The organism is Roseivivax halotolerans (assembly GCF_900115815.1).
Lineage (GTDB): Bacteria > Pseudomonadota > Alphaproteobacteria > Rhodobacterales > Rhodobacteraceae > Roseivivax > Roseivivax halotolerans.
In genome coordinates this window covers 280,439-298,005 of the sequence record NZ_FOXV01000001.1, presented here as the reverse complement: position 1 = coordinate 298,005, position 17,567 = coordinate 280,439, and the positions used below count along the sequence as shown (strand labels likewise).

The window sequence follows — 17,567 nt, the reverse complement described above, 5'->3', positions numbered from 1 at the left end:
AACAAATGTCCGAGGCAGGGCAGCGCTCATCATCAGATCACGCCAAGGCGGCGTCCGATATATCGGGCCGCCTGAGACGACGTGTCGAGTGCGGTTTCGCCATCGGGCCGGTGTGAGGCAGACATGGCAACCGGACGCGAGCTACCGATCAACGAGCGCGCCTCGGCGTTTCAAATGGCGGAGACGATCTTTGCCGACGACGTTCAGGTCGTCTCGGCAAGCTATTCGGGCGACCGCGACAGTTCAGGCATCTACACCAACGGCGACAGCGTCATGCCGGGCGTTGCGCCAGGCAATACCGGTGTGATCCTGTCGACCGGCGATGCGGACGACATCACCCAAAGCAATGGCGATCCGAACCGATCCTCTTCGACCTCCACGAATACCTGGGGCCAGAACGGCAACCCGGACTTCAACGCCGCGGCAGGCGCCTATACCTACGACGCCTCCTATCTCGACGTGGACATCATCCCGCAAGGAGATGTCCTCACCTTCCAGTTCGTCTTCCTGTCCGAGGAATTTCCCGAATATCAGACCGGCATCTACCAGGATTTCGTCGGCATCTGGATCAATGGCGAGCTTGTGCCTCTGTCCATCGGGGATGGAGATGTCGATCCGAACAACCTCAATGCGCAATCGAATGCCAACCTCTACGTCGACAATACCGGCGACGACTACAACACCGAGATGGACGGGTTCACCGTCACCATGTCGGTCACGATTCCGGTCAATGCCGGCGAGGTGAACTCCATCCGCATCGGCATCGCCGACGTGAACGATTCCAACTACGACTCGAGTGTCATGATCGCGGCCGGGTCTGGCACCACCGCGATCGTCGCGATGGCCGACAGCGCCCAGGTTGCGCCGAACGAGAACGCGACCTTCGATGTGACCTCCAACGATATCGGCACCGGCGCGATCACGATCACCCATATCAACGGAATCGCCGTCTCCGTCGGGGACAGCGTCACGCTTACGACAGGGCAGGTGATCACGCTCAACGCCGACGGTACTCTGACCGCCACGGCCGATGCGGACGAAGAGACGGTCAACTTCACCTATACGGTGCAGGATGCGACCGGCGGGACGAGCACGGGCTTCGTGACGCTCGCCTCCGTGCCCTGCTTTGTCGCTGGCAGCGTCATCGACACCTCGCACGGCCCGCGCCTCGTGGAGAGCCTCAAGCCCGGTGATCTCATTAGGACCAAGGATCACGGTCTCCAGCCCCTGCGATGGATCGGAACGCGGACCATCGCCGCCGAGGGCGATATGGCCCCGATCGAGATCGCCGCGAACACGTTCGGCCCGCATATGCGTCTCCAGGTCTCGCCGATGCACCGCATTCTAGTGCGCGATGGCCGTGCGGCGCTGATGTTCGGAGAGAATGAAGTACTCATTGCCGCGAAGCATCTCGTGGACGGCCAGTATGTGCGTCGGATTGAAGGTGGCGAGGTGACCTATGTCCATCTTCTCTTTGATGCGCACGAAATCGTCTTCTCGAACGGGTTGCCCTCCGAGAGCTTCCTTCCCGGACCGATGATCGCCTCGCTTTTCGAACGCGAGGTCCTTGCCGAGATCTGTACGCTCTTCCCCGAGCTCGATCCGGAAACGGGGGAGGGCTACGGGCCGGCGGCGCGACGAATTCTGACAGGCAGCGAGGCGCGCGCCTTGACGGGGGTCGCTGCATGAGCTGGATCGCCGTGCGCGGACCGGAGACGGCCTGGACCTGCCCGGACACGTTCGGCGGGGCCGACGGAACGACCACGCAATTGCAGACCCGCGGCTCCATCGTCATCGAGACGCGGATCGGTGCCGACGAGCGGCCGCAAACGCTGCTGGGCTATGAGCGCCGTCATCCCTGGACGGGGCGGATCGCCTTCCAAGCGGTGCCGGGCGGCGGCGTCGTAGTGATCCTGGCGCAAGGGGAGCAGCTTTTTCACGCGGTGATCCCGCCCGAGAACAGCGCCCGGACCGAGACCTTGCGCCTCACTTATTCCTGGGATGCGCCGGAGCGATGGGGCCGGCTCGCGGTGGAGCGGCCCGAAACCGGCAGCGTGCGTATGATCGACACGCCCGCACCGCCTCCGCTGATGGCCGAAGACCTCTACACGATCATCCATCGCCCGGAACTCTGCGATTGCGACCCAGATGTCATCTTTTGTGCGGTCTCGGATCAAATCGAGCCCGTGGGCCCGATGCCGTCGATCACCGAGTCGATGCCGGTCGAGACGCCGCGCGGCCCAGTCCGGGCCGGGGCACTTCGCAGCGGTGATGTGGTCCGCACGGTGAACCACGGGCCGCAGCGCATATTGGCGGTTGTGCGCAGGCACGTCCCCGCGATTGGCTCATTCCGGCCCGTGACGCTCCGTGCGCCATATCTCGGTCTTACGCGTGATATTCGCGTGGCGCCGGGGCAGCGCCTCGTCATCGGCGGGCCGGATGTCGAATACATCTTCGGACGCGAGACCGTCCTCATCCCTGCCGATGCGTTGGCGCATGGCTTCACCGGGACGGTCAGCGAGACGCGGGATTTCGTGACCTATCTGCAATTCGTGGTGCCGCAGCACGACGCGCTGATCGTCTCGGGGGCGGGGCTCGAGAGCCTTTATCTGGGACGGCTTCGGCGTGACCGCACAGCGCTTTCCGCAAGCCTTTTGTGCGATCACGATCCGGCGCAGCTGCCCGAGCATGTGCGCGCGGGGTACCAGACGCTAGGACCTTTCGAGGCGGCGACATTGGCGCAGACGCGCGCAGCCTAGTGTGTCGGCTTGTCGAAGAACGGCGTAACCTGGGAGACGATGACGGAGTTTTCCTCGAGAGCGCGGGCCATCAGTTCGGCCTCGTCCTCTTCGATGTCGTGACCGGCCTCGCGCCGCTCTTCTTCGGTTCCGTAGCCCGTGACGTCCAGCGGCGCCATGTCGGCCTGTTTGAGGATCGCCACTGTCTCGCGAACCGCTTCGGCCTCGTCGATCCCCGAGGCATAGCACATGAGCGCTGCCCCAGTGGCACCCTCGGGTAGCCCGTCGCCCGTCTTGCGACCGACCTCCACCACCAAGGTGTAGACCTTCTGTTTCTTGGCGCCAGGCTTTGTCATGGGGGCGATCCCTGTGGCGGCGCGGGATCTTTGTCAAGCCGCCGCAGGGATCGCGGCGGCCTTATCGCTTGACCGCGCGCCAGACCGCGATGAGCAGGCACGCCCCGGCTGCGCCGACAACCAGCTGCCCGATCCAGCCGCCGAGCGTGCTGCCCAAGAGCGTCATCAGGATCCAGTTGCCCACCACGGCCCCGATGATGCCGAGGATGATATTGGTGAGAAGGCCATGATTGGCCTTCATGATCTTCTCGGCGATCCAGCCGGCGATGGCGCCGACGATGATCGCTGCGAACCAGCCTAGTCCTGTCATAAGTCAGTCTCCTGTTTTGCTGCCTGAAGGGGAAATGTCAGCTTGCGCTCGGGGTTCCGCGTCCGAAAATCTCTGTCACAAGCGCGGTGAGATAGATGCCCATCAACAGAACGCTCTCGATCCCGATGCGGCCCGGGCCCTCGCGCTGGCGCAGGATGAGCCCGCCCAGGAGAACCGCCGTCATCAGAAGCCCGGTGCCGAGCCAGTAGATGTCGTTGGCCTGGGTCGCGTGGTAGAGCGATCCGTCTCGGTAGGCGACGTCGGCCGCCACGAGGAAAAGCGTGTCGAACGTGTTCCCGCCGATGATGCCGCCCACCGCGAGCTGAAGTGCGCCCCGGCGTACGGCGACGAGCGTCGTGACGAATTCGGGCAGCGATGTCACCACGGCGGTGATGAGTGCGCCCACGAGGCTCGACGACAGAGAGAATCGCTCGATGAAGACAGAACCCGTCTGGCTGATGACCCAGCCGCCGGCCCCCATGATCGCGACGAGGCCGATGAAGCTCATCGCGGGCTTCTTGACGGATTTCTGCGGCTCTTCGCTATCCTCGGGTTCATCCTTGCGCGTATCCGACGTTCGAACGGGCCGCCACATCGGGTCTTCCCTGACGATCGAGGACAGCCGCACACCGAAGAGGTAGGCGAGGAACAGGGCGATCGAGATCGGGTGGACGCCGAAATAGGCCATCTCCGGTCCGGAGATGGCAAGCAGCGGCATGCTCAGAAGGATGATCAGCATCACCGCCTGGAAGAGGTTCGCGGGCTCGGCCGCGGCATGTTCGAGATTGGCGCGCTTGTGCAGAAGATCGGCAATCGCGAGGAACAGCGTTTGCGCCGCGATCCCGCCCACGGCGTTCGAGAAGGCGTAGGATCCGTCGCCAGACCAAGCCGCGTTGACCGAAACCACGACGCCCGCAAGCGATGTCGCCGCGCCAAGAATGAGGCCGCCGGCCATCGCCTCGCCGATCTGCGTGCGGTCGGCGATGATGTCCGCAAGCCGTGTTGCGCGGATCGAGGCGAGCACGACAGCCGTCGCCGCAACGGCGAAAACGGCGAATAAAAGCGTACTCGGAAGATCGGAAATCATGAAAAAGGGCCCTGTCGTTCAATCCCTAACGACAGAGCCCTGTTTTGGTTTCACTGGCGCGTGAAGATCAGTCGCGCAAAAGCTCGTTGATCCCGACTTTCGAGCGAGTCTGCTCGTCCACGCGCTTCACGATCACGGCGCAATAGAGGTTGAGGTTGTTCTTCGTGGGCATGGAGCCCGAGACGACGACCGAATAGGGCGGCACCTCGCCCATGAAGACCTCGCCGGTCTCGCGATCGACGATCTTGGTGGACTTGCCGATATAGACGCCCATGCCGAGGACCGCGCCCTCGCGGATGATGCAGCCTTCCACCACCTCGGAGCGTGCGCCGATGAAGCAATTGTCTTCGATGATCGTGGGGCCGGCCTGCATCGGCTCCAGAACGCCGCCAATGCCGACGCCGCCCGAGAGATGCACGTTCTTGCCGATCTGCGCGCAGGAGCCGACCGTAGCCCAGGTATCGACCATCGTGCCTTCATCGACATAAGCGCCAAGGTTGACGAAGGACGGCATCAGGACGACGCCGGGCGCGACATAGGCCGATTTGCGAACGACCGCATTCGGTACCGCGCGAAAACCCGCGGCGCGCCACTGGTTGTCACCCCAGCCTTTGAACTTGCTGTCGACCTTGTCCCACCAGCCGCCGCCTTGCGGGCCACCGGGATGAATTTCCATATCCTTGATACGGAAGCCCAGAAGGACCGCTTTCTTGGCCCATTGGTTCACGTGCCAATCGCCGTTGTCCTGCCGCTCTGCGACACGCAGCTCGCCCGAATCGAGCGCGTTCAGCGTATCCTCGATGGCCTCGCGGGTCTCGCCGCCGGTGGCGGGGGTGATATTGGCGCGGTCCTCCCACGCGGACTCGATAGCGGTTTCGAGCTTCGCGATATCCATGGCGCTGGTCCCTTCGATTGATCCGGTCTGTCGGCAGCCCTCTTAGCCTGCCTTTCCGCAGCGGAAAAGCACCCCTGTTTCGCATCCGCTGGCAGCTTCGGCGAAAGCGGGCTAGGTCACGGGCGTGATGATCGAGAGAGGCTCCATGAAGGACCAGCGCAAGACCCCGTTTCGCGATGCCGGACGCGACCGCAAGACCGCGAGCGAGGTGCCCGACACGCCGCAAACGCGCTCGCCGTCCTATCGGCTTGCCTTCAACGACGACGAGTTCCTGCTGCGTTCGGAGCTGCGCCCGGTGCGTCTGCAGCTGGAGCTGCTCAAGCCCGAGCTGATGCTGGACGAGGCCGGGATCGAGACCACGGTCGTTCTTTTCGGCGGGGCGCGCATCCCGGAGCCCGAGAAAAAAGACAAGGCGCGCACGAAGACGCTGGCGGACCTGTCGCAGTATTACGACGAGGCGCGGAAATTCGCGCGGGTTCTGACGGAGTATTCGCTGAAGGAATACGGTGGCTCCGACGTGATCGTCACGGGTGGGGGCCCTGGCGTGATGGAAGCGGGCAACCTGGGCGCGGAAGAGGCCGGCGGCCGCTCCATCGGCCTCAACATCGTTCTGCCGCACGAGCAGGCGCCGAACGAATACGTCACGCCCGAGCTCGCCTTCAACTTCCACTACTTCGCGATCCGCAAGATGCATTTCCTGATGCGGGCGCGGGCGATCTGCGTCTTTCCGGGCGGCTTCGGAACGCTCGACGAGCTTTTCGAGGCGCTGACGCTGATCCAGACGGGACGCATGAACCGCGTGCCGGTCCTGCTTTTCGGCGAAGCGTTCTGGCGCAGCATCGTGAACTGGGAGGTGCTGGCCGATGCCGGCACGATCGGGGCCAAGGATCTGGAGCTTTTCCGCTTCGTGGAGACCGCCGACGAGGCCCTCGAGGAGATCGCGAAATGGCCCGTGGAGCCCGCGCGAGATCGCATTCCGGACCGCTAAGCCCCTTTCCGTCTGCATCGGGCTGCATTAGGTAGCGCGTCAAGCCAGCGCCGGGGCAGACGCCGCCGGAGCCAAAGCAAGGAGTTTGACATGGGCTACAAGGTCGTCGTCGTGGGCGCCACGGGCAACGTGGGCCGCGAAATGCTGAACATCCTCGAGGAGCGTGCCTTCCCGGTCGACGAGATCGCCGCGCTCGCCTCGCGCCGCTCGCTCGGCACCGAGGTTTCTTTCGGTGACAAGACGCTGAAGACTCAGGATCTCGACGCGTTCGATTTCACCGGATGGGATATCGCGCTTTTCGCCATCGGTTCGGACGCGACGAAGAAATACGCGCCGGTCGCCGCAAAGGCGGGCTGCATCGTGATCGACAACTCGTCGCTCTATCGCTACGACCCGGACGTGCCACTCGTCGTTCCGGAAGTGAACCCCGAGGCGGTCGAGGGTTATTCGAAAAAGAACATCATCGCGAACCCGAACTGTTCGACCGCGCAGATGGTCGTGGCACTGAAGCCGCTGCATGACCGGGCGAAGATCAAGCGCGTGGTTGTCTCGACCTACCAGTCGGTGTCGGGCTCCGGCAAAGACGGCATGGATGAGCTCTGGGACCAGACCAAGGCGGTCTACAACCCGACCGACGAGGTCGCGCCGAAGGTTTACCCCAAGCAGATCGCCTTCAACGTGATCCCGCATATCGACGTCTTCCTCGAGGACGGCTCGACGAAGGAAGAATGGAAGATGGTCGCCGAGACCAAGAAGATCGTGGACAGCTCGATCAAGGTCACCGCGACCTGCGTGCGTGTTCCGGTCTTCGTGGGCCACGCCGAAGCGATCAACATCGAGACCGAGGAGTTTCTCGACGAGGACGAGGCCCGCGACATCCTGCGCGAAGCTCCGGGGATCATGGTCGTCGATAAGCGCGAAGACGGCGGCTACGTCACGCCGGTCGAATGCGTCGGTGACTTCGCCACCTTCATCAGCCGGATCCGTCAGGATTCGACCATTGAGAACGGTCTGAACTTCTGGTGCGTCTCCGACAACCTGCGAAAGGGCGCGGCGCTTAACGCGGTGCAGATCGCCGAGACGCTGGGCAACCGGGTGTTGAAGAAGGGCTAAAGCTCTTCGATCACGTCGAAATCATCGTCGTCGCCGTCATCGGGACAGCCCGGTGGCGGCGATGTCGTTTTCAGCCAGCGGTCGACGAGATGCCGGTGGGCATGGCCCGGAAATGGTGCACCGTAACGGCGCATGAGCGCGCCGTAGCTGTGCCCAAGCTCGGAAGCTTTGCAAAGGCGCGTGCCCTCGGGATGAGCGTGCAGCGCGAGCCCGCCGCCTGCTTCGCGCAAGGCATACCCCTTGGCGGCGAGGCGGGCATTGAGGTCGGGCCACGAGGTGGCGCAGGCAAAGTCATGTGCGAGGCGGACCCGCAAAGGGCTGAGGAGGTGCTCTTCCACCCGGTTGGGCGTCGTCGCGGGGGCGAAACGACGTCTCAGATCGGCGTCGACGAGGCGCCGCACGTATTCGCCCATCGTGATATCGGACGCATGGGCCGCGCGTTCCGCCGCCTCCTGCATCGCCCCGCTCATCCTGATTTGCACCGGTCTCATGCCGCTATCTGGCACGCGCAGAGTTAACGCATCGTAACCAAACGGACACAGGCCGCGAAAATGGTCCGGTTCGGCCCTATTGTGCCGCGCATTGTCTGTCATGCTCCTGTTACAGGCAGGAAAATGCGGGATAAACCCATGCAGGCTTCTTTTCAGACACCCGATACGGATACCTCGATACCGGGCAGGCTCGATTGCGAGACGGCGGCGCTCGTCCGCGGATTTCTCGGACCGATCTTCGCGCGGGCACAGAGCTGGCCCGAGCTTTGTTCAACGCTGGATGCACGCGGCTACGCGCTCGAGTTTCGAGACGGCCGGCTCGTCGTCATCTCGCGCGATTTCGCCGGGCCGCTCTGCACCGGGCGCGATCTCGGCCATCCGTTGAGCGAACTGGCGGCCCGCCTCGGGCGGCCGCAGCTCAAACTGGCGCAAGGCGGCCGGAAAGGCTGGCTCGCCTGACGCTCAGACCGGCCCGAATTCCCGTGTGCCGGGATCGAAATACTGGAGCCCACCCTCGCCGATATCGGTCCAGAGGCCGTGCAGCGACAGCTCTTCGCTTTCGACCGCCTCGCGAACAAAGGGGAAGGTCATCAGGTTCTCGAGGCTGACGAGAACCGCCTCTTTCTCAAGGGCGCTTGTCGCCGCCTCCTCGCTGAGGCCGCGCTCGCTGACCCTGTCGAAACCGGGGCGCAGCAGATCCATCCAGCGTCCGACGAAGCTCGATTTTTCCTCGAGCGCCGGGGCTTTGCCCGAGCACATGTCGTAGCACCCCTTCACCCCGCCGCAGCTCGAATGGCCAAGCACGATCAGGTGCGAGACCTTGAGCGCGGTCACCGCGTATTCGACCGCTGCCGAGGTGCCGTGCTGGTTGCCGTCCGGCTCATAGGGGGGAACGAGGTTCGCGATGTTGCGGTGGATGAAGAACTCGCCCTGGTCGGCGCCGAAGATCGACGTGACATGCACCCGGCTGTCGCAGCAGGAGATGACCATTGCCCGCGGGCGCTGGCCTTCGCTCGCAAGGCGGCGATACCATGCGCTGTTCTCGGCATAGGTCGTGGCTTTCCAGCCGTGATACCGGGTCACCAGGTAGCCGGGAAGCGGGCGCGCGTGGTTCATGATGGGCTCCGTCCTTGATCGCTTCTCCGTCGATAGTCGCCATTTTCCTGAAATTCGAGGGGAAAAGCTTGGCCGCGTGAACCTTTCAGGAAGGGAGCCTGGGCAAACTGCCGCTCGGGTGAATGGTGGTGTCCAGGGAGGTGGCGGAATGATGTCCGTTCTGGTTTTCGCGGATGAGGAAGAGGTGCGCCTAGATTTCGACGTGCTCTCGCGGTTCTGTTCGGCGTGCGAGCCGGCCCATGTCGAAGAAGCCTTGTGTCTAGCGATGGAGGCGCTGGCTCGGGAACTCGCCCTTGCCGAGGCGGGCTGGCGATCAAACTATGCACTCGCCTGCGTGGCGGCCTTGGTCAAAGTGAAACGTCTCGCGATCCTCCTAGGGATGACCGTATTGGCGCGATGCGCCGGGGATTGTCGCATCTGCCTGTTGCGCGGCGATGTTGCCGCGACTGCCGCGACCATCGCCCGCCTCATGCGTCTCGGGGAGACGTCTCTCTACGCGCTCTGGACGGGCGAGGCTGCAGGCGCCTGATCGTCAGAACGGCCTTGCTGCCGATGTGGCAACAGGTAGGCTCGGGCGGTATTCTGACAGATAGAGGATCTGATGCCGCTCCGTTTTGCACCCGACAGCGCCGAGGCGCTGGATCTGCACATCATCGAACAAGGCGGCGCCTACGCCTGGGCAGAAGCATATCCCGACCATGTCCGCGCCTGGATCGACGCCAGCGGCTTCGACGGCGCTATCGGGGACAGCCTTCTTGTGCCGGCTGCGGATGGTCGGCCCATGGCCGCGCTTGCGGGCTTCGGAACGCCGGGAACACGCCGCAGGCAGCGATTCGTGCTGGCAAGTGTTGCGCCGCGCTTTGCGGGCCTGACCTTGCGCGTGGCTTCCGGACTGCCCGAGGATCGAGCCGAGATCGAGGCGCTGGGCTGGCTTCTCGCGGGCTACGGGTTTTCTCGCTATCGCGATCAGTCTCCCAAGGTGGGCGCTCTTTGCGCGCCGGAAGGTGTGGATGCCGCGCGGGTAGAGACACTGGCCGAGGCCGAAGCGCTGACCCGCGATCTCATCAACACGCCCGCGGCCGATATGGGGCCCGAGGCGCTGGAGGCGGCGACGCGCAGGCTGGCGGAAAAATTCGGTGCGCGCTTGGATGCCACGACCGGCGAGGCTCTGCTGGAGAAGAACTTTCCAATGATCCACGCCGTCGGCCGTGCCGCCGCTCAAGCGCCCCGCCTTCTCGATCTGCGCTGGGGCGAGACGGGACCGACGCTCACGCTCGTCGGCAAGGGCGTCTGTTTCGATACCGGCGGGCTCAACCTCAAGCCCGGAAGCTCGATGGGTTTGATGAAGAAGGACATGGGCGGGGCGGCGAACGTGCTCGGCCTCGCGCAGGCGATCATGGCGCTTGGCCTCAAGGTGCGGTTGCGGGTTCTGATCCCGGCCGTCGAGAATTCCGTCTCGTCCGAAAGCTTCCGGCCGCAGGACATCCTGACATCGCGCAAGGGGCTGACCGTAGAGATCAACAATACCGATGCCGAGGGCCGGCTCGTGCTGGCTGATGCGCTTGCGTTGGCCGACGAGGAGCGACCCGACCTGATGATTTCGATGGCGACACTGACCGGTGCGGCCCGGGTCGCGGCAGGCCCGGATCTTGCGCCGTTCTTCGCGACCGAACCGGGCATCGCCGACGCGCTGGGACGGGCAGCTGGCCCGGCCGCGGACCCCGTATGGCAGATGCCGTTTCACGAGCCCTACGAGACAATGATCGAGCCCGGCATTGCCGATCTCGACAACGCCCCCTCTGGCGGATTCGCCGGGGCGATCACGGCGGCGCTGTTCCTGCGACGCTTCGTGACCGACACGCCGCGCTACGCGCATTTCGACATCTTCGGATGGCAGCCTTCGGCGGCGCCGGGCCGGTCGAAGGGCGGGTTGGGGCAGGGGCCGCGCGCCATTCTGGGCGCCCTGCCGGAGCTTCTGGACCTGTGAGCCGAGATCGCCGCCTCACCCCTGCGAACGGGCGGGTCGCACTCTCGTCGCTGGCCGGCCAGGTCGAGGCGGAGCGGTTCGTCGAAGGTGTGACGCGGCGTATCTCTGTGCCGGTGGCCGACCTTTGCGCCGCGCCGGACGGGCCGCGCGACCGGCAGCTCCTACTGGGGGCCGAAGCCTTGATCCTGGAAGAGCGGGGCGGATGGACCTTTCTGCAATCCCGCGCGGACGGCTATACCGGCTATGTGAGAAGCGATGCGCTGACGGACGGGGCCGAGCCCACGCATCGTGTCACGGCGCGAGCCACGCATGTCTATCCGCGCCCCGACATGAAGTCGCCGGAACGGCTTGCGCTCAGCATGGGCGCGATGCTGTGCGCCGCAGGCACGTCGGGCAACTTCACCGAGACCTCGATCGGGTTCGTACCAAGCCAGCATCTCGCACCTCTGGCAGACCGCGCGCCCGATCCCGTCGCGGTTGCGGAGGCGTTGGTCGGAACACCCTATCTCTGGGGCGGGAATTCCAGCTTTGGGATCGACTGCTCGGGTCTTGTGCAGATCGCGCTGCGCGCGTGCGGTGCCGACTGTCCCGGCGACAGCGATCTGCAGGAGTCGGCGTTCGCCAGCCTCGCTGCGCCGGACGGCCCCAGACGTGGTGATCTCTTGTTCTGGAAGGGGCATGTTGGCTGGATTGCAGGCCCGGACCTGCTCCTGCACGCCAACGCATATCACATGGCAGTTGCCTACGAAGATCTGGATACCGCCATTCGCCGGATTACGGCGCAAGGCGATGGTCCGGTCACCTCGCATGTCAGACCGAACACACCGGAGGCCCCATGAGCGAAGACACTTTTTTCCACCCGGTATCCGGTTTCGAGCTGCCACGTTTTGCGGGCGTTCCGACCTTCATGCGTCTGCCGCACGTACCGCCGGGCCATCCGCGATTTTCCGAGGTGCAGATCGGGCTTGTCGGCGTGCCTTGGGACAGCGGCACAACCAACCGGCCTGGCCCCCGGCATGGGCCGCGACAGCTGCGCGACGCGTCGACGATGATCCGGGCCCAGCACCCGGTAACCGGGCTGCGTCCTTTCGAAGCCGCGCGCTGCGCCGATCTTGGCGATGTCGGGCCGAATCCTGCCGATATCCAGGACTCGCTCGAGCGGATCGCGGCGTTCTACAGCGATCTGCGAACTGCAGGCATCCGCCCGATGACGGCCGGCGGCGACCACCTCACCTCGCTGCCGATCTTGCGTGCGCTCGCGAAGGATGAACCGCTCGGCATGGTGCATTTCGACAGCCATACCGATCTCTATCGCTCCTATTTCGGCGGAACGATGTACACGCATGGCACCCCCTTTCGCCGCGCGGTGGAGGAGGGGCTGCTCGATCCGAGCCGTGTCGTCATGATCGGGATCCGCGGAACGGCCTACGACACCGAGGATCGCGATTTCGCCAAGAGCGTCGGCATCCGCGTGATCCCGATCGAGGAGTTTCATGATCGCGGCATTGCGGACGTTATGGCCGAAGCACGCGAGATCGCAGGCACGGGCGAAACCTATGTCAGCTACGACATTGATTTCGTCGATCCGACCTTCGCGCCAGGGACGGGCACGCCGGAGGTCGGAGGCCCGAATTCGTTTCAGGCGCTCCAGGTCTGCCGAGAGTTGGCTGGGCTGAACATCGTCGGAGCGGACATGGTCGAGGTCTCCCCGCCGTTCGATGCGTCGGGCGGGACGGCGTTTCTCGGCGTCTCGATCATGTTCGAGTTACTTTGTGCGATGCTCGCGTAGATTTTTTGGGATCGGGTGTTCGAATAAACCGATCTTAAACCGTATATAGATAACGATCTTAGATAAGATCGTTATCTTGGTATAAAGCGTTCCGCCACAGCTCATTCAACCGCGCGGATCAGCTTGCGCTCCAGAACGCGCAGCACCGCTTTGAGGTCGTGACCCCGCTTCAAGATTTGCCCGTCCATCCCGACCACCGCATACATGCCTTGGCGATTACGCAGTTTCGGGCGTTTCTCGATCCGGTAAAGCGGTTGCTCCGCGCTCCGCCGGAAGATCGAGAAGATTGCGACGTCGCGCAGGCTGGAAATCCCGTAATCACGCCACTCCCCGGCGGCGACCATCCGCCCGTAGAGCGACAGGATCTGGTTCAGCTCGATACGATGGAACATCACCTCTTCGGTGATCTCGGGGCGGCCTGGAAAGGGCGTCAGCGAGTTCATAAGATGAATCTGCGGACGCGGCGGCCGGAAATCAAGTCTTTTGCGGAGTCAGAGATGTGTGCGTGACGTGCGGCGCTCGCGCGGCTCAAGATGCGGGCAGGCGTTGAACTGCGCCAGGGCCAGCCCGGATGGCAGTACCTGGAGCCGGTGAATGGAGGTGTTCTCGATCGACAGGCAGAGATGCGCGAAGGCGCGGATATCGAGCCTGAGTGCCACGCGGAGCGCCATGCCGATCACCCCGCCGGATGTCACAGCCACGACCGGGCTTTTGCCCTGGCTGAGCTCGGCCAGCATATCGGCGATCCGCGCCTCGAACGCGGCGAAGGTCTCTGGTGCGCCTTCGATCTCGCCCCGTTCCCATGCTGCGAACATCGCGGGAAGGTGTTCGAGGAAAGCGGGACGGTCGATCGGCATCGGCACGCCGTGCTCGGCTTCGAAAGCTTGCGCCATCGTGAAGTATTCCAGCTCGTTGAGCCGTGGATCCTGGACGGGCGCCGCTTCGGCTACACTCATTTCCTCGAGCGTCTCGACCTGCCGGTTCAGCGTGCCCGAGACCGCCTGAGCGAACCGTTCGCCACCTTCGCGCAAATGCGCGCCGAGCCACCGGGCCTGCTCGCGCCCAAGCGGGCTGAGCCGGTCGTAGCTCGCCTCGTCACGGGCTGCGGAATTCGCCTGGCCGTGCCGAACCAGCAGGATATGGGTCATGACCAGGGCCCCTCGAACATGTGCAGGTCCGCTTACCGCAGGCGTCCCGCGGGGGGAACCGGCGCCGTGCGCTTTTTCACCGAAGGGCTTGTGCCGTCGCCTTTCGGAAACCCGCGCGGCGCAAAATCCGGCCAAGGCGTCGGAATTGGTCGCGGCGGAAAGCGGTGATCCCGGCTATGACCGGGCGCAAGAGAGTGCGAGAGGTCCGCCATGTCCGATACGATCCGTTTCACGCTGGACGGCGAGAGCGTCGAAGTGCCCCGGGGCACCACGATCTGGGAGGCCGCGCATGGCCGGGGCCTCGTTATCCCGCATCTTTGCCACAGGCCCGAGCCCGGTTATCGCCCCGACGGCAATTGCCGCGCCTGCATGGTCGAGGTGGAGGGTGAGCGCAATCTTGTCGCCTCCTGCATCCGAGAGGCAAAGGAGGGCATGGACGTCCGGACCGACACGGCGCGTGCCAGCTCCGCCCGCAAGCTCGTTGTCGAAATGCTGATGGCTGACCAGCCCGAGCGTGACGTGGCGCATGACCGCTCCTCGCATTTCTGGAAGATGGCTGACGCCGCCGGTGTCAGCGAGAGCCGCTTCCCGACGATGGAAGCCGACCGCATCCCGCTTCTGGACGACAGCCATGTCGCCATGCGGGTGAACCTCGATGCCTGCATCCAATGCAATCTCTGCGTCCGCGCCTGCCGCGACGTGCAGGTGAACGACGTGTTGGGGATGGCCGACCGAGGCCATGATGCCTTTCCGGTGTTCGACCAGGACGATCCGATGGGCGCCTCGACCTGCGTTGCTTGCGGTGAGTGCGTTCAGGCCTGCCCGACTGGCGCTTTGATGCCCGCGACCGTGCTCAACGACGCGCAGGAAGGCGACAGCGCCGATTTCGACGAGGAGGTCACCTCGGTTTGCCCATTCTGCGGCGTGGGCTGCCAGGTCTCGCTCAAGATCAAGGACGGCAAGGTGCGCGATGTCGAGGGCATCGACGGGCCTGCCAACGAAGGGCGGCTTTGCGTGAAGGGCCGGTTCGGTTTCGACTACATCCAGCACCCGCACCGGCTGACGAAGCCGCTGATCCGACGCGAGGATGCGCCGGACAAGGGGCTCAACGTCGATCCGGGCAACCCCTGGACGCATTTCCGGGAGGCCACCTGGGAGGAGGCGCTCGACAAGGCGGGACAGGGTCTTGCCGATATCCGCTCCTATTTCGGTGGGCGCGCCGTGGCGGGCTTCGGGTCCGCGAAATGCACGAACGAAGAGGCCTATCTCTTTCAGAAGTTCATCCGCCAGGGCTTCAAGCACAACAACGTCGATCACTGCACGCGGCTCTGTCACGCCTCCTCTGTCGCGGCGCTGATGGAAAACGTCGGCTCGGGCGCGGTCACGGCGAGCTTCAACGAGATCGAGAATGCCGAGGTGGCCATCGTCATCGGCGCCAACCCGACCGAGAACCATCCCGTCGCCGCGACTTATTTCAAGCAATTCGCCAAGCGCGGCGGCAAGCTGATCGTCATCGACCCGCGCCTGCAGAACGGTCTGAAGCGGCACGCGGCGTTCAACCTGCAATTCCGCCCCAGCACCGATGTCGCGCTTCTCAACGCGATGGCGCATGTGATCGTCGAAGAAAAGCTCTACGACCGGCAATACATCGAAGGCTTTACCGAGGGCTTCTTCGAGTTCCGCGACCATATCCGCGCCTTCCCGCCCGAGAAGATGGCCGACATTTGCGGCATCGACGCCGAGACGATCCGCGCGGTGGCGCGCGAGTTCGCCCGCGCCCGGACCGGCATGATCTTCTGGGGCATGGGGGTCTCGCAGCACATCCACGGCACCGACAATTCGCGCTGCCTGATCTCGCTCGCTTTGCTGTGCGGCCATGTCGGCCGCCCCGGCACGGGCCTGCACCCGCTGCGCGGCCAGAACAACGTGCAGGGCGCGTCGGATTCAGGCCTGATTCCGCAGGTCATGCCCGATTACCAGAGCGTTACGGACAAAGACGTGCGCGAGCTTTTCCGCCATATCTGGCGCGGCACGCCGATCGACGAAACGCCGGGCCTGACCGTCGTGGAGATCATGGACCGCGTCTATCGCGGCGAGATCCGTGGCATGTATGTGCTCGGTGAGAACCCCGCCATGTCGGACCCGGATGTCGAACATGCGCGCCGCGCGCTCGCCAATCTCGATCACCTCGTCGTCCAGGACATCTTCCTGACCGAAACGGCGATGTTTGCCGACGTGATCCTGCCCGCCTCGGCGCTCTATGAGAAGACGGGCACCGTCACCAATACCAACCGTACGGTCCAGGTCGTGCGGCAAGCGGTGCAGCCGCCCGGCGAGGCGCGGCAGGATTGGGAGATCCTCGTGCAGCTTGCGCGCCGCGTCGGGCTTGACTGGGATTACGACGATCCGCGCGAGATTTTCGACGAGATGAAGATGTCGATGCGGTCGCTGCACCACATCACCTGGAAGCGGCTCGAGACGGAAGGTGCGGTCACCTATCCCTGCCTCGGCCCCGACGATCCGGGCCAGTCGGTCGTCTTCGGCGACGGCTTCCCGCGCCGTGCGGGCCGGGCGCAGTTCACGCCCGCGCGCGTCACCCCACCTGCGGAAAGCCCTGATACCGATTATCCGATGATTCTCATCACCGGGCGGCAGCTCGAGCATTGGCACACCGGCTCCATGACGCGGCGCTCGCTCACGCTCGATACGGTGGAGCCCGAAGCGACGTGTTCGCTGCATCCCTCGACGCTCCGCAAGCTCGGGGTAGCGGCGGGTGGCTACGTGCGGCTCACGACGCGGCGGGGCAGTATCTCGATCATGGCGCGCGAAGATCGCAACGTCGCGCCGGGCACGGCGTTCATGCCCTTCGCCTTCGTGGAATCTGCGGCGAACGTGCTGACAAACCCGCAGCTCGACCCGTTCGGGAAGATCCCGGAATTCAAGTATTCCGCGGTCCGGATCGAGGCGGATACGGAAGATCAGGTCGCAGCGGAATAAACCGAAGCGGCGGGCCTTCGCCGGCCCGCCTCAGCGCCGGGAACCGCGCTTTGTGTCCAATGGTTGTCACGGCATCCCAAGGAGATGCCGATCATGGCCGACAATGCGATAGACACACTGCAGGACGCCCTGACCCTCACCGTCGATGCCGAGGCTGGCTACGAGACGATGGTCTCGCGCGCCGAGCCCGAGTTCCGACATGTGGCGGTGCGGTTTCGCGAAGCGCATAACAAGCACGCCGATCAACTCGCCGCGATCATCACCGCGCATGGCGGGGAGCCGGATCGGGATGGCGGTGTCTTCTCGATGGTCAATCGCGCGGTGGTCTCGCTCCGCTCAGCCTTCGACGAGATCGATGCGAACGTGATGAAGCAGGTCGCCGATGGCGAGGAGCATATCATCGAGGCACTTGGAAAAGCTGGTGATTCGCTGCCCGAAGGCCGCGATCTGGCCGAGGTCCGCGCGATGCAGGCCGAGCTGCGCGAACTGCTTAACGACGCTCCCGGCCAGCATTAATTTAATACCCGTTCAATTTTTTTCATCCTGAGACCA

General features: G+C 64.3%; 19 protein-coding genes. 11 read left to right on the top strand and 8 right to left on the bottom strand.

What is annotated here, in order from left to right:
- Positions 1 to 123: 123 nt before the first annotated feature.
- On the top strand, positions 124 to 1,689 hold the full coding sequence (locus BM171_RS01485; RefSeq protein WP_093009014.1) for a Hint domain-containing protein: 1,566 nt from the start codon (positions 124 to 126) through the stop codon (positions 1,687 to 1,689).
- Positions 1,686 to 2,759, top strand: a complete 1,074-nt coding sequence (locus BM171_RS01480) for a Hint domain-containing protein (protein WP_093009013.1) — start codon at positions 1,686 to 1,688, stop codon at positions 2,757 to 2,759. The genes BM171_RS01485 and BM171_RS01480 overlap by 4 nt, the downstream gene beginning before the upstream one ends.
- Here the strand turns inward: BM171_RS01480 and BM171_RS01475 are convergent.
- The 4 genes from BM171_RS01475 to dapD form a co-directional block, all read right to left on the bottom strand.
- The gene (locus BM171_RS01475; RefSeq protein ID WP_093009012.1) at positions 2,756 to 3,094 is read right to left on the bottom strand and encodes a hypothetical protein; all 339 of its coding nucleotides are present in this window, start codon (positions 3,092 to 3,094) and stop codon (positions 2,756 to 2,758) included. The two genes, BM171_RS01480 and BM171_RS01475, sit on opposite strands and share 4 nt — an antisense overlap.
- Positions 3,095 to 3,155: 61 nt before the next feature.
- Positions 3,156 to 3,404, bottom strand: coding sequence for a GlsB/YeaQ/YmgE family stress response membrane protein (locus tag BM171_RS01470; protein WP_093009011.1), 249 nt, complete (start codon positions 3,402 to 3,404; stop codon positions 3,156 to 3,158).
- Between the two features lie 37 nt (positions 3,405 to 3,441).
- Entirely contained in the window at positions 3,442 to 4,491 is a 1,050-nt protein-coding gene (locus BM171_RS01465; protein ID WP_093009010.1) for a sodium:calcium antiporter, read from the bottom strand.
- Positions 4,492 to 4,558: 67 nt separating this feature from the next.
- Positions 4,559 to 5,386, bottom strand: a complete 828-nt coding sequence (gene dapD / locus BM171_RS01460; RefSeq protein WP_093009009.1) for a 2,3,4,5-tetrahydropyridine-2,6-dicarboxylate N-succinyltransferase — start codon at positions 5,384 to 5,386, stop codon at positions 4,559 to 4,561.
- Between the two features lie 145 nt (positions 5,387 to 5,531).
- Between dapD and BM171_RS01455 the strand changes: the two genes are divergently transcribed.
- Positions 5,532 to 6,374, top strand: coding sequence for an LOG family protein (locus BM171_RS01455; protein ID WP_093009008.1), 843 nt, complete (start codon positions 5,532 to 5,534; stop codon positions 6,372 to 6,374).
- Positions 6,375 to 6,464: 90 nt separating this feature from the next.
- Positions 6,465 to 7,487, top strand: a complete 1,023-nt coding sequence (locus BM171_RS01450; protein WP_093009007.1) for an aspartate-semialdehyde dehydrogenase — start codon at positions 6,465 to 6,467, stop codon at positions 7,485 to 7,487.
- On the opposite strand, the gene BM171_RS01445 is transcribed toward BM171_RS01450, so the two are convergent.
- Positions 7,484 to 7,978, bottom strand: coding sequence for a hypothetical protein (locus BM171_RS01445; protein ID WP_175497469.1), 495 nt, complete (start codon positions 7,976 to 7,978; stop codon positions 7,484 to 7,486). The genes BM171_RS01450 and BM171_RS01445 overlap by 4 nt on opposite strands.
- Positions 7,979 to 8,116: 138 nt before the next feature.
- Between BM171_RS01445 and BM171_RS01440 the strand changes: the two genes are divergently transcribed.
- Positions 8,117 to 8,437 (top strand): hypothetical protein, encoded by a 321-nt coding sequence (locus BM171_RS01440; RefSeq protein ID WP_093009006.1) that lies wholly within the window; start codon positions 8,117 to 8,119, stop codon positions 8,435 to 8,437.
- 3 nt (positions 8,438 to 8,440) lie between these two features.
- On the opposite strand, the gene BM171_RS01435 is transcribed toward BM171_RS01440, so the two are convergent.
- A complete protein-coding gene (locus tag BM171_RS01435) occupies positions 8,441 to 9,094 on the bottom strand; it encodes a carbonic anhydrase (RefSeq protein ID WP_093009005.1) in 654 nt (217 codons plus the stop codon).
- Between the two features lie 148 nt (positions 9,095 to 9,242).
- On the opposite strand from BM171_RS01435, the gene BM171_RS01430 reads away from it, so the two are divergent.
- The 4 genes from BM171_RS01430 (at position 9,243) to speB (ending at position 12,870) form a co-directional block, all read left to right on the top strand.
- Positions 9,243 to 9,623, top strand: coding sequence for a hypothetical protein (locus BM171_RS01430; protein ID WP_093009004.1), 381 nt, complete (start codon positions 9,243 to 9,245; stop codon positions 9,621 to 9,623).
- 72 nt (positions 9,624 to 9,695) lie between these two features.
- Positions 9,696 to 11,081: a leucyl aminopeptidase family protein gene (locus BM171_RS01425; protein ID WP_093009003.1), complete on the top strand. Its 1,386-nt coding sequence runs from the start codon at positions 9,696 to 9,698 to the stop codon at positions 11,079 to 11,081.
- Positions 11,078 to 11,920 (top strand): C40 family peptidase, encoded by an 843-nt coding sequence (locus BM171_RS01420; RefSeq protein WP_245760148.1) that lies wholly within the window; start codon positions 11,078 to 11,080, stop codon positions 11,918 to 11,920. The genes BM171_RS01425 and BM171_RS01420 overlap by 4 nt, the downstream gene beginning before the upstream one ends.
- Positions 11,917 to 12,870 (top strand): agmatinase, encoded by a 954-nt coding sequence (gene speB, locus BM171_RS01415; protein ID WP_093009002.1) that lies wholly within the window; start codon positions 11,917 to 11,919, stop codon positions 12,868 to 12,870. Before BM171_RS01420 ends, speB begins: the two co-directional genes overlap by 4 nt.
- 101 nt (positions 12,871 to 12,971) lie before the next feature.
- Here the strand turns inward: speB and BM171_RS01410 are convergent, their stop codons facing one another.
- Positions 12,972 to 13,313 (bottom strand): DUF2794 domain-containing protein, encoded by a 342-nt coding sequence (locus tag BM171_RS01410; RefSeq protein ID WP_093009001.1) that lies wholly within the window; start codon positions 13,311 to 13,313, stop codon positions 12,972 to 12,974.
- Positions 13,314 to 13,361: 48 nt separating this feature from the next.
- Positions 13,362 to 14,018, bottom strand: a complete 657-nt coding sequence (locus BM171_RS01405; protein ID WP_093009000.1) for a histidine phosphatase family protein — start codon at positions 14,016 to 14,018, stop codon at positions 13,362 to 13,364.
- Between the two features lie 210 nt (positions 14,019 to 14,228).
- Between BM171_RS01405 and fdhF the strand changes: the two genes are divergently transcribed.
- Both fdhF and BM171_RS01395 read left to right on the top strand, forming a co-directional pair.
- Positions 14,229 to 17,015, top strand: coding sequence for a formate dehydrogenase subunit alpha (gene fdhF, locus BM171_RS01400; RefSeq protein WP_093008999.1), 2,787 nt, complete (start codon positions 14,229 to 14,231; stop codon positions 17,013 to 17,015).
- A gap of 93 nt (positions 17,016 to 17,108) precedes the next feature.
- Positions 17,109 to 17,531, top strand: coding sequence for a DUF2383 domain-containing protein (locus BM171_RS01395; RefSeq protein ID WP_175497467.1), 423 nt, complete (start codon positions 17,109 to 17,111; stop codon positions 17,529 to 17,531).
- Positions 17,532 to 17,567: the final 36 nt, after the last annotated feature.